Source organism: Collinsella vaginalis (genome assembly GCF_900176655.1).
In the GTDB taxonomy this organism is placed as follows: Bacteria; Actinomycetota; Coriobacteriia; order Coriobacteriales; family Coriobacteriaceae; genus Collinsella; species Collinsella vaginalis.
On record NZ_LT838843.1, the window covers coordinates 645,974 to 655,243 of the forward strand.

Sequence of the window (9,270 nt, forward strand, 5' to 3'; positions counted from 1 at the left end):
GTCGGACGCCACGAGCACGGCGTCAACGTCGGTGACGTTGAGCGTGTAGGCCCCACCCCCGTCCGGGTCGCACCACGGCGCGCCGTTCTGCGATGTGTCCCTCGCGACGAAGTTTCCCTTGACCTGGAGCACGCCCATTGGCTTGCCCGTGTCGAGCGTTGGGGATACGCTGCCGTACGCGATCGACCCGGCGTGAGGCCCGGCGTGTGGCTTGGAGCCGTGGGCGATGGCGGCGGGCGGCATGCTCGCGTCGAGCGTCGGCGACGCCTCGCCGTAGCCGATTGATCCCGTCACGCCAGCGTGGTACTTGAAGCCGCGGGCGATGAGGACCGACGGCCCCCGGTCGGCGCAGGGCGAGGAGTCGGCGCGCGCGGTGAGCGTGCCCGCCACCTCCTCCCCGTACTGCGTCAGGCACCGCCCGGCAGCCCCTGCGCCCGCGCCCTCAGGGCCGCGTCCAGCTCGAGCGGCAAGCTCCGCCCTCTTCTCTCGGCCCGTCGGAGCATCCCAGCGCAGGCCTCCGGGCTCAAGGAGTACGTCTGCGGCGCGTCCGTCTCCAAGATGTCCGACAAGGAAGACACGGCGGCGTCGCTGGGCCACTCCGTAGAATTGCGCGTCCAGTACGCGCCAGCAAAGACCGTACCCGAGCTCATCCATGGAGCCGAGCAGGCATCTGAAATCCTCCCCGCCCGAGCTCGACAGCGCCCCCGGGACGTTCTCCCAGACGAGCCATCGAGGACGGAGCTCGCGAACAGCTCGAACGTACTCCCACATGAGGCCGGAGGCACCATCAAGTCCGGTGCGGTTCCCGGCCACGGAGAAGGACTGGCAGGGGCTTCCTCCCACAACGACATCTGGCCTTCCGCGATCATCTATGAAACCCTTCCAGTCGATCTCCGTCACGTCCCCCAAGTTGGGGACATCCGGGTACCTCTCGGTGAGCACGGCGCAGGGGAAGGGCTCGATCTCGGCGAGGGCCATGGGCTCCCACCCGAGCGGCCCCCAGGCCACGCTCGCCGCCTCGATGCCGCTGAAGAGCGACACGTACCTCATCACCACGCCCCCTCCTCCGGCTCGAAGTGGCCGGTCCAGCACTTCATGCCGCTGCCGGTGGATGCCAGCACGGCGCGGTCGAGCGGGTCGTGGTCGCGCTTGCAGCACCATGCGTCGAAGCACACTCCTGCATCCCATCCGCGATCGCATCTGTACAGCTTGCATATCCCGCACTCCTCGGGCGCTCCGCCCGCGTCCATCTCCCGCTCTATGTCGGCGTCCGTGACGCCGTCCGGGTACGATCCGGTCATGACCCCTCCTTGTGGTAGACGATGAAGTGCGTCCTGGCCGCCTTGGGCCTGCGCACGCCGAAGACCGGCTTGGCGGGGCAGAGCGCCAGGACCTCGGAGAGCGGCACGGCGTACTCGTTCCACTTGAAGACGAGCGTCCCGCCCGGGGCGAGCACCCGCAGGCACTCGCGGAAGCCCGCCGCCAGGTCGTCCCTCCACCCCGGGCCGAGCACGCCGTACTTGGCGGCCTGCCAGCCGTGGCCACGGTCGAGGTGCGGCGGGTCGAAGACGACCAGGCTGCGCNGTAGAGCATGCGGTTCTTGCCGCCCTGCGCCTTGCGCTTCTTGCCGTCCTTGTCGACCACCGTCACGACCGTCTTGTAATTGGCGAAGAGCACGGCGTCCGCCCACTCCTTGACCATGGCCGCGACGCTCGCCTTCTTGCCGTCGATGAGCTTGAGGCCCCATCGGTCGTACGCGCCGAGCTCGTCGGGCTGCTCGAACTTCGTGATGACGGCATGGGCGGTGAGCACGACGTTGAGGCCGCGCCCGCAGACCTCCGAGAGCAGGTTCAGGAGCCTCCCGAACTCCTCGTGGACGTAGGTGTAGCCCTTGCCGTAGCCCGCGTCCTCGATGCTCTTCATGCCCTTCTCGCCGCACACGTGGGCGGTGCACAGGCGCTCGGCCCAGTCGGCGGTGTCGACCACGAGGGTCCCGCCGCACTCCTCCGGGTAGTCGCGTATGTAGGTCACCTCGTCGAGGAGCATCCGCCAGCTCGTCGGCGTCGGCAGGCGCGCCACGTCGAGGTGGCCGGACCCGCCCTCGGTGTCGATGAAGAGCGGCGACGGGAAGCACGCGGCGAGCGTGGTCTTGCCGACGCCCTCCGGCCCGTACAGCACGACCTTCTGCGTGCGCGGGATCGCCCCGCGCGTGATCTCGTAAGCCATCTACTCTCCCTCTCTCTCGATCCTCTTCCTGATTGACGCCGGCGGCGCCGGGAAGGCCGGCATGGCCGGGGCCGGGTTCGCGGCAGGCTGCGCGGCNACGTCAGGGGACTGCGCGACGATGTGGGCGGGCCTCACGAGGTCGATGCGGTCGGTCGCCCACAGGAAGTCGAGCAGCAGCAGCGAGGTCTTGCCGGTCTCGGGCGAGAGCCTGGTGCCGCGCCCGACGATCTGGGCGTAGAGGCTGCGGCTGCGCGTCGGGCGCAGGTTCACGATGCAGTCGACCGGCGGGCAGTCCCATCCCTCCGTCAAGAGGAGGGAGTTGCACAGCACGTCGTAGGACCCGCGCGCGAAGGCGTCGAGCACCTCCGACCTGTCCTCGCTCTCGCCGTTGACCTCGGCGGCGCGGAAGCCGCGGGCCTCGAGGATCGCGCGGAACTTCCTGCTCGTCGCGATGAGGGGCAGGAAGCACACCGTGCGCCTGCCCATGAGGCCGGCCCCCGCCATCTCGTCGGCGACGGCCGGCAGGTAGGGGTCGAGCGCCGTACCGAGCTCGTCGGCGGCGAAGTCGCCGGATCGCGTCGAGACGGACGATATGTCGATGTCGAGCGGCACGGTCTGCGCCTCGATGGGGCACAGGTAGCCGTCGCGGATCGCGGCGACCATGTCGTACTCGTAGGCGAGGCTGTCGAAGACCTCGCCGAGGTTGCGCCGGTCGGAGCGGTCGGCCGTCGCCGTGACCCCGAGGACGCGGGCGCCCCCGAAGTGGTCGATGACGGCGCGGTACCCGCCCGTGACGGCGTGGTGGGCCTCGTCGATGAGGATGTGGGTGAACCGGTCGGGCGGGAGGGCCGCGAGGCGCTTGGGCCGCATGAGGGTCTGCACGGAGCCGACCGTCACGCGCTCGAAGGTGCCGACGCTCGTGTCGCCGGCCTTCTCGACGCTGCACCTGAGCCCGGTCGCCGCGCGGATCTTGTCGGCGGCCTGCTGGAGCAGCTCGCCGCGGTGGGCGAGGACGAGCACGCGCCCGCCACGCCTCACCGCGTCTGCCACCACGGCGGCCATGACTATCGTCTTGCCCGTGCCCGTCGCCATGACGAGCAGCGTCGACCGGTCGCCAGCGTCCCACCGGCCCCCGATGGCCTCGACGGCCTCGGCCTGGTAGGGGCGGAGCTCCATGTCAGCGAGCACCCCCCTGCTGGAAGGTCCGGTTGATCTGGGCCTGCACCGAGGGCGGAACCGGGGCGGCGGCCTGCGGGCGGAACGCCGGCGGCGCGGGCATCGGCGAGGGCGCTGGCTGGGAGGCGGGCTCCGGTTTCAGCCACTCGATGTCGTTGTACGTGCGCCCGTTGTACTCGCGGGCCTTCACGAGCACGCGCCCGCGGCGCCCGACGGCGCCCGCCCAGTCGAGCTTGAGCCTCTCGGAGCTCGGGGCGTCGGCCGCGCGCATCCCGACGGCCACGAAGAAGCGCGCGATCGCCCACGCCATCTTGGTGTTGAGCTTGAGGTCGTCGAAGAGGACGCGCCCCTCGGCCCCGCCGTCCGTGAGGTGTATGCGCACCTTCGCGGTCGGGCACGCCGCCATCTTGGCCGAGCCGTTGAACTGCCCGCGCTCCACGCTGTCGACCTCGAAGCCGTACTCTCCCGGGGCGACCGCCTCGAACTCGTCGGCGACCTCTATCTCGTCGTCGAAGCCGAGCGCCTGCCCCAAATCGTTGACGTCTGCCATGTCTGATCCTTTCTATGGGTGTCTTTCACTTAGCTGATGGAGCGGATGTAGTCGCGGATCTGGTCCCAGCTCGAGGCCACCCATCCCGCGAACTCCTCGTCGTACGCCGTGATCGGCGTGTCGGGCGTCATGTAGCCGTAGGAGGCCATGACGGACTGGATCTGCGCCTCGGAGATGCCGTCGCGGGCCATGAGGTCGAGGACGGGGCGCAGGTGCGCCGGTGCCGGCGCGGGCTCGGGGTCGAGCGGGGTCGGCATGTCGCGCGCGGCCTCGACGTNATGACCGGGTCTATCGACACGTCGACCGCCTGCCCGGCGAGGCCGAAGAGACCTCGGATCCCGTCCGACTGCATGTCAGGGTCGGTGACCGTGAGGGTCACGGCGGTCCGCCCGGCCTTCGATTGGATCTGCGTGAGATCGCATCTGATGTCGATCATCAGTCCTCCTTCTTGATTTAATCGATGATCAGCGGCACCGCCCGCACGCGCTCGCGCGCCACGCGCCTGTACCACTCCCCCGCGCTCTCGCGGGGTCCCTGGGGGTTCACGGCGAGGGCCAGCCTCATAGCGGCCTCGCCGGACGTCCTCACGGCGACGTCCGAGCCGTCCGGCCCCTTCACGACGTGGGCCCTGATCGCCCGCCCCGCTCGCGGCGGTTCATCTCGGCCCCCCCCCCGCGGGCGTGGGCCGCGTCCCNCCCGCACGCGCTCGCGCGCCACGCGCCTGTACCACTCCCCCGCGCTCTCGCGGGGTCCCTGGGGGTTCACGGCGAGGGCCAGCCTCATAGCGGCCTCGCCGGACGTCCTCACGGCGACGTCCGAGCCGTCCGGCCCCTTCACGACGTGGGCCCTGATCGCCCGCCCCGCTCGCGGCGGTTCATCTCGGCCACCTCCCTGAGGGCGTGGGCCGCGTCCCTGGCCTCCAGCCGCCTGCGCACACGCGTGACGGCCACCGGGCCGTATGACGCGCCCGGCTCCACCAGGCGCACCGCCTCGTAGCGGCCGGTCTCGAAGTCGTACCTCGGCGCCCACATCACATCACCCCTCCCATGAGGCGGTGGAGCGCCAGGCAGGCCGCGTACACGGCGCGCCAGAAGCCCGGCATGAGGACGTAGGCGAAGAGCCATCCGCCCACCGCGTATGCGGCGACCATGAGCGCCTTGCGCGTTACCGTGATTCCGCCAGCCATCGGTCCACCTCCTCGGTGAGGATTCGGTAGCCCTTGGTCTGGCCCTTCGGCATCACGAAGGCGAGGTGACCCGCCTCGTGCTCGCGCCGCAGCGCCCGCTCGTCGATGCCCGTGTACCTTGCGGTCTCCGCGACCGTGTACGCCATCTGGGGCGGCAGGCCGGACTGGACGGCGTAGGCGAGCGCCTTCGAGCCGAGCGGCACGGGCGACTCCCGCATGCGGCGCTCGAAGCCGTCTATGAGCTGGTGGAGCTGCTCCGTGAGCTCCGCCACCGGGTCAATTACGGTAGAATCCATATCGACCTCCTTTTCAGGTCGGGCCCCTGCTCTCCGTGTCACTGGCAGCGGGGGCCTTTTTGTGTGCGTAGGTGCCCACGGGCGGACTCGAACCGCCGGCCACCGGATTAGGAATCCGACGCTCTTCTCCATCTGAGCTACGTGGGCGTTTATGCGTTTTCTTCTAGGGGTCCGCCTCCCCGCGCAGATGTTTAGCGTGGTCTTCTGCAACACGGCGCCCATACCATGCGTGGGCCTCGCTTTTCCGTCGGTGTTAGCGACGCTCTATGGCTTTGACAAGGTGCGCGGGGGCCGCTCCCCCTCTCGGGCGGCGCTCATAAGGTGGCGGGGCGAGCGCAGCCCGAGAGGGGGAGTTAAATCCCCTAAATCGTTTCGTTAGTTTTACTAGCTGTCTTGCCGAAAAAAATGTACTCGTAATTGCGCGACAGCAACGAGCAGATCGTCTTCGCCTGCAGCACCGTCGCTTTATAAGGATTCGCCTCGATAGCAGCGTACGTGCTACGAGAGCATCCGAGATGGTCGGCCATCTCCTGCTGGGTGAACCCCGCTCTCTTCCTCGCCTGCTCAAGCGTCTCGTCCATTTTGCCTCCTTTCTTCTTGTCATAATGCTAGATATTCTAGCATTGTATGTCAACATGTTTCTACGTACAATGTAAGAAATATGAGCAGGAGGTTACCATGGGTATCCGCAAAAATATAGTTGAGCTGCGCAAACACTATGATTTGACTCAAGAGGAGTTAGCGAAAATTGCCGACGTCTCGCGCGGTGCGGTGTCCCAATGGGAGGGCGGGTTCTCCGAACCGCGCATGGGCGCGATCCAGCGCATCGCCGATTACTTCGGCATCAGGAAAAGCGACCTCATAGAGGACGACGGGATGTTCTCGGTCGATCTCGACACGCTGCCCACAGGGGCTGCCAGACCGAGAGCGAGCGAATACGCCGTCCTGCCTCTTCTCGGCCGTGTGCACGCCGGCGACGCCCAGGAGCCCGACGTCTACGACGATGTGGTCGAGCTCCCGAAGTCGGTCGCCGACAGACACCCAAGCGGGTACTTCCTCAAAGTCGAGGGCAACTGCATGGACCGCGTCTACCCAGAGGGGTGCAGCATCCTCATCGACCCGGCCATGGACCCCCAGAGCGGCTCCATCGCGGTCGTGAGCATCGACGGTGCGGATTACGTCATGCGCCGTCTCTACAAGGGCGCGAACACCTTGATACTGTCCCCAGATTCAACGGATGACAGCTATGAGGACATCGTCATCGGCGCGGCTGACGGCCGGACCGTCGAGTTCCGCGGGACCGTCGTGTGGTTCCAATCATCGAGGGAAATGGAGTAGGGCGATGCCGACCAAGACCGTCGGGGCGCTCGGGATACCGAAAAGCATGCAGCAGCTGGAGGCGATCCGGGAGTTTGATCCATCGCGCATCATCGTGGTCGACACCGAGACGACGGGATTGGACCCGGAGAAGGACGAGGTCCTGTCCGTGTCGATCGTGGACGCGACCGGCACCGTCCTCTTCGACTCGCTTGTGAGGCCATCGCGTCGCAGACGGTGGCCGGATGCGCAGAGGATCCACGGCATCTCATGGAGAGATGTGAGCGGTTGCAACGAGCTTCTGGACCTCGGCGACGATATCGACGCAGTATTCAGATCGGCGCTGCTGGTCGTCGGATACAACGTCGAGTTCGACATCGAGATGCTGAGGGCCGGTGGGCTCAGGCTTAGCGACGCGCCGCTTTTCGACGTCATGCGCGAGTTCGCGCCAGTCAACGGACAGTGGAACAGCTACAGGGAAGACTGGCGCTGGTCAAAGCTCGCGGCGTGCGCGAGGCACTATGGAGTTCCCGACTTCGAAGCCCATGGCTCCCTCGCCGACGCGAAAGCGACCGCCGCGTGCTTCTCAGCGCTCATCCGCGACGGGGAGTACGAGCGGATCCTGCTCGATATGGATATAGCCTCCATTGAGGCGTCTCTTGAGGATGCGCGGGGAAGGAAGTCAGCGAAGGAGGCGGAGAGCCGGATGGAGAGGGAGGCGGTGCGCTCGCTTGTCTTCTGGCTCAAGCTGGTGTCGTGCGCGACGAGCGCCCTTATCTCGCTCGTCGTGGCCGTGATCCCGCTATCGACGTGCATGGCTTTGCCTGGGGCGATCCTCGGCGTTGCGTTCACGGTCGCGATCACCATCTCGGTCTACATGGCAGTCGACGCCATGAGCAGGCATCTTGTCTCTCGTCAGGATCAGAGGCACATCTCCACCTGAGACGAACGAGAGACAGCGCAAAAAAGCGCCCCGCCTCCCCCATTGCTTGGCGGCGAGGGGAGACGGGGCCTGGATCCACCTAATGAAAGGCGGTGGCTACATTATGTCACAGAGGAGCGCGTACGGCTGCATAGAGCGCATCGGCGCCCGTAGGTACCGAGTGCGGTGGTGGGGGGATCTCCACGACGGCAAGGGGTACAGGCGGCTCTCCAAGACGGTCCACGGGTCGCGCAGGGACGCGCGGCTCTACCTCTCGCAGATGGAGGCGGCCCACCACGAGGACAGGCCGACCATGACGGTCCAGGATGTCTTCGATCGGTGGTACTGGCCGTCGGTCGAGAGGAGGCTGTCTGACAACTCGCTCTTGAACTACAGGTCCGCCTGGAACCGCGCACGTGAGAGATGGGGCGGCGTGCTCGTATCCGACGTGCGCCCGCTCGAGGTCCAGGCGTGGCTCAACGGCCTCACGGCGTCGCAGACCAGGTCCTGCCTCAACGTCTTGAAGCCGCTCATGGACTTCCCGGTGCGTTACGAGGTGATACCGGCGAACCCCTTCCGCATCAGTTACGAGCTGAACCGTCCGGACGAAAAGAACGGGAAAGGCATAGAGAGGCGCGATTCCGGCGTGTACACGGTCGGCGAGTGCATCAGGATCGCCAGAGCCGCGCGCGGAAGCTTCATGGAGGTGCCGATCATCCTCTCGGCCTTCGGCTCGTGCCGCGTCGGGGAGTCGCTCGCACCGGCCCCCGGCGACGTGCGCGAGGTCATCGCGGAGAACGGCTCACGATGCGCACTGGTCGAGGTGAGGGACCAGCTCGACCGCTCCGGAAGGGCGAGGAGGAGGACGAAGACGGAGACCAGCGCCCGCAAGGTCGTCATCCCATGGCCTGTCTCAGCGCGCGTACTGTCGGCAGCGAGGGGCAGCGCCGAGAGGGGCTTCAGTCTCGTGTCGCACAACGGGCTCGGCGACGGGATAAGATTGAGGGCAAGAGACAGGGAGTGGAGGCGAGTCACCGACGCCGCCGGCGTTGAGCGCCACCTGTACAAGAACCTGCGGAACTCGTGGAGGACCTACATGGAGTGGACGCTGCGGGCCGACACCGAGAAGCTCGAGAAACTGATGGGGCATGTCGGAAAGGGCGTGTCCGCAATCCACTACGTCAAACCCACCGACCAAGAGCTAGTCGACGCGGTCGCCGATGCGTTCGCAGGCGTCGAATTCGGTGACGATTGGGACATTTAGGGACATAAGCAGAATATTCAGATCGTCTACCTGCGATTTTTCTAAATGTGTTACAGCGGTAGATTGTACCAATAGTGATACTTGAGATGCGTAAAGAACCATGAGCTGCCATTATTCATTCACAAGTGACAGTAAAAACCGCATGTTACGAGCTTTAGGACGAAATAGGGACGCACCGAGAACCGGTCCACCTCCCCATAACAAGGTGGAAGGCCGACTAATGAAAAAACCTCCCCCACCCGAAGGTGGAGGAGGTGCGCATCGTGATGCGGTCTAGTAGCCCATCTTGCCGTTGAGCCAGCGCTGCAAGCCCATGATGGCCTTGCTCGGCGC

At 66.4% G+C, this 9,270-nt stretch carries 12 protein-coding genes and 1 tRNA gene; 3 read left to right on the top strand and 10 right to left on the bottom strand.

Annotated features, from left to right (window positions below):
• The 10 genes from dcm to CAP13_RS04695 all read right to left on the bottom strand — a co-directional run.
• Positions 1 to 2,226, bottom strand: a 2,226-nt coding sequence (dcm, locus tag CAP13_RS10080; protein ID WP_218775299.1) for a DNA (cytosine-5-)-methyltransferase, incomplete at its 3' end; no start/stop codon positions are given.
• On the bottom strand, positions 2,227 to 3,402 hold the full coding sequence (locus CAP13_RS04660) for a DEAD/DEAH box helicase (protein ID WP_085830441.1): 1,176 nt from the start codon (positions 3,400 to 3,402) through the stop codon (positions 2,227 to 2,229). It lies immediately after the preceding gene.
• 1 nt (position 3,403) lies between these two features.
• Entirely contained in the window at positions 3,404 to 3,952 is a 549-nt protein-coding gene (locus tag CAP13_RS04665; protein WP_085830442.1) for a DUF669 domain-containing protein, read from the bottom strand.
• Positions 3,953 to 3,981: 29 nt separating this feature from the next.
• Positions 3,982 to 4,209: a hypothetical protein gene (locus CAP13_RS04670; protein ID WP_085830443.1), complete on the bottom strand. Its 228-nt coding sequence runs from the start codon at positions 4,207 to 4,209 to the stop codon at positions 3,982 to 3,984.
• A 196-nt stretch (positions 4,210 to 4,405) separates the two neighbouring features.
• Entirely contained in the window at positions 4,406 to 4,540 is a 135-nt protein-coding gene (locus tag CAP13_RS10375) for a hypothetical protein (protein ID WP_281248982.1), read from the bottom strand.
• Between the two features lie 245 nt (positions 4,541 to 4,785).
• Positions 4,786 to 4,983 carry a hypothetical protein gene (locus CAP13_RS04680; protein WP_085830445.1) on the bottom strand — a complete coding sequence of 66 codons (198 nt, stop codon included), beginning with the start codon at positions 4,981 to 4,983 and terminating at the stop codon, positions 4,786 to 4,788.
• Positions 4,983 to 5,138, bottom strand: a complete 156-nt coding sequence (locus tag CAP13_RS09910; RefSeq protein ID WP_179184935.1) for a hypothetical protein — start codon at positions 5,136 to 5,138, stop codon at positions 4,983 to 4,985. The genes CAP13_RS04680 and CAP13_RS09910 overlap by 1 nt, the downstream gene beginning before the upstream one ends.
• The gene (locus tag CAP13_RS04685; protein ID WP_085830446.1) at positions 5,117 to 5,434 is read right to left on the bottom strand and encodes a helix-turn-helix domain-containing protein; all 318 of its coding nucleotides are present in this window, start codon (positions 5,432 to 5,434) and stop codon (positions 5,117 to 5,119) included. The genes CAP13_RS09910 and CAP13_RS04685 overlap by 22 nt, the downstream gene beginning before the upstream one ends.
• A 72-nt stretch (positions 5,435 to 5,506) precedes the next feature.
• A tRNA-Arg gene (locus CAP13_RS04690) sits at positions 5,507 to 5,581 on the bottom strand.
• A gap of 215 nt (positions 5,582 to 5,796) precedes the next feature.
• On the bottom strand, positions 5,797 to 6,015 hold the full coding sequence (locus tag CAP13_RS04695; protein ID WP_085830447.1) for a helix-turn-helix transcriptional regulator: 219 nt from the start codon (positions 6,013 to 6,015) through the stop codon (positions 5,797 to 5,799).
• A gap of 97 nt (positions 6,016 to 6,112) precedes the next feature.
• On the opposite strand from CAP13_RS04695, the gene CAP13_RS04700 reads away from it, so the two are divergent.
• From CAP13_RS04700 to CAP13_RS04710, 3 genes are all read left to right on the top strand, one after another.
• Positions 6,113 to 6,772, top strand: a complete 660-nt coding sequence (locus tag CAP13_RS04700; RefSeq protein ID WP_085830448.1) for a LexA family protein — start codon at positions 6,113 to 6,115, stop codon at positions 6,770 to 6,772.
• 4 nt (positions 6,773 to 6,776) lie between these two features.
• Entirely contained in the window at positions 6,777 to 7,694 is a 918-nt protein-coding gene (locus CAP13_RS04705; protein WP_179184936.1) for a 3'-5' exonuclease, read from the top strand.
• Positions 7,695 to 7,797: 103 nt separating this feature from the next.
• Positions 7,798 to 8,937, top strand: a complete 1,140-nt coding sequence (locus tag CAP13_RS04710; RefSeq protein ID WP_143764891.1) for a hypothetical protein — start codon at positions 7,798 to 7,800, stop codon at positions 8,935 to 8,937.
• Positions 8,938 to 9,270: the final 333 nt, after the last annotated feature.